The organism is Robiginitalea sp. (genome assembly GCF_049588695.1).
Lineage (GTDB): Bacteria > Bacteroidota > Bacteroidia > Flavobacteriales > Flavobacteriaceae > Robiginitalea.
Map to the genome: position 1 here is coordinate 1 of NZ_JBAVZJ010000389.1, position 2,238 is coordinate 2,238.

2 protein-coding genes are annotated in these 2,238 nt (G+C 51.5%); both read right to left on the reverse strand.

The window, feature by feature from the left end; translation table 11 throughout:
- A partial coding sequence (locus tag WBV75_RS09190) for a serine hydrolase domain-containing protein (RefSeq protein WP_424120328.1) occupies nt 1-385 on the reverse strand: 385 nt, incomplete at its 3' end.
- Between the two features lie 123 nt (nt 386-508).
- A partial coding sequence (locus tag WBV75_RS09195) for a prolyl oligopeptidase family serine peptidase (RefSeq protein ID WP_424120329.1) occupies nt 509-2,238 on the reverse strand: 1,730 nt, incomplete at its 5' end.

Sequence of the window (2,238 nt, forward strand, 5' to 3'; positions counted from 1 at the left end):
GCGTAAGCAACATTCGAATGGTAATCACCTCATCCGGGAAGTTGGGGTTTGCTACATGAAATGGAAGGTGTTTATTAATAGGATCATCGAGACCTAATTCCCCAGCTTCCTGTAGTTTTAAGATACCCAAGGCTGTGACTGGTTTCGAACAAGAAGCAATCATAAACAACGTATTCGAATCGACAGGATCTTTGGTCTTGTATTCTTTTATCCCATAGTTCCCCTGCCAGATGTAGGTATCCGTAACAAAACTAGCCTGCATCCCGATCAGTCCCATCTTATTGGCCTTCTTTCGCAGATATTTATCAAGACGACTATCACTTGTATTCTGACTGAAAACATGAAGTCCAAAGCATATAAAAAGTAAAAAGAAACTCGTTCTCATTTGGTTACAATATTGAGTTTATCCTTTATTATCTCTTTATATTGAGTACTAAAATATTGAGTTGTTACAGCTTGAGACAATGAAGGACAACGGCCCTGGCTATGGTTTGACACCTGCAAACATCTACTCAGACGGCACGGCCAGGTGTCGGTCAAAGTATTCGATTATCTTACCAAACAGGTAGCGATTGTAATTCCGCTCACGGCTCCATCCATGCGTCGCACCCGGTGCAAACGCAAAGTCGAAGTCCTTACCCTGTTTAATCAGTTCTTCAGCTAACACGGCCGTCGTCTTGAATGGTACCACATGGTCCTGGATGCCGTGGATGAACAGGAGTTTATCCTCAAGATTCGCCGCATAGTTGAGGGCTTTTCTTTCGAAGATCTCGGGATGTTCCTGTGGGCTACGAACAATCGCGACGTCGTCCGTGCCAAAGAAAACCGGGTCAACAGCCGCTGCTGCAGCAACACCCACCTGGAATAAACCAGGCTTCATCAACAACGAATAAACGGAGAGTGTACCACCGTAACTGCTGCCCCAGATACCGATGCGATCGGGATCGACATAAGCCAGTGACTCCATGTAGGCAACGGCACTCGCATAATCCTCAATGTCCTGGTCGGCAAAGCCCAGCAGGAACTCTTCACGGAATGCCCGGCCATAACCGTTGCTACCCCGTGAATCCACCTGCACGATAATATAGCCCTTCCTGGCCAACAGATGCTGTACGAGGCTGTAGTTACCGGCCCAGCGGTTCCTCGCTGTATTCGAATACACGGGCCCAAACAACACGGGATACTTCGTGCCGGGCTGCATGTTGGTAGGTTTCAGAATCCGGGCATGCAGCGTGTAGTCATCTACAAGACTGGGGAAACTCACGTATTCCGCAGCCGCCCAGGTTCGCTCCGTGAAGGCGGGCAACGGTGAGTGGGTTACTCGCGTAGCGTCACCACCCTCGCTGCTTACAACGTAAAGCTCGGGCGGTGATGTGTCGTTGCTGTGCATGAACACCAGGTGCCGGCCATCCGGTGAGGGGTAGCCAACGTTCCGGCCCGAAAGACGCGTCACCTGCTCGGGATCGCCACCGGACATGTTCAGGCGATACACGTGTTGTTCGTACGGATTAACGCCGTTGCCTGCATAAAACAGTGCATCACCAGCAATACTTGGGGCAGACAGCACATCGTAGGACGGATCTGTCAGGAGCTGCGGACGATCCCTGGACGGTGAGGCATCGATCGTATAAAGGCCGTAGCGATCACCCATATCACTTAAGAAAACGACCTGCTGCCCATCCGGATGCCAGGTAGATCCAAACGATGTGTACATGCGACTCTCTCGAACACCTCGCCAAATCTCGCGCAGTTGGCTTTCCCCGGGTGCAACGACGAACAACTTTCGTTCAACCGCCGTGTCGGATGCGGTATCAACCAGTAGAGCACCACCCGGTGACCAGTTGAAATCGATGACCTGGTTCGCTTGCGGGTCCGGCAAATCGAGATACGTAATGTTACCGCTTTCTACATCTAGCAAGCCAACCCTGCGAATCTCATTTGGATCGCCCGGGTAACTTCGGCGTACTTCGTTGGGATTGGTTTCGGCAGCGAGGTAATCCGGGAACGGCACCTTTCGCATCTCGCGTCGGTCAACGGCATGAAACACAATTGTCTTGCCATCCGGGGACCACTTGTAGGTTGGCCCACTCCAGATGCCTGGACCGATTTCACGTTCCGGTCGGCTATAGCGCCCCTTCTGTAAGCTCGAGAGACTGGCGATGCCGATCTCGGTGAGCTGGCGATTCTGTTTGGAAGGGAAGTCAGCAAGCCATAGGTCACCGTTCTGTATATACGCCG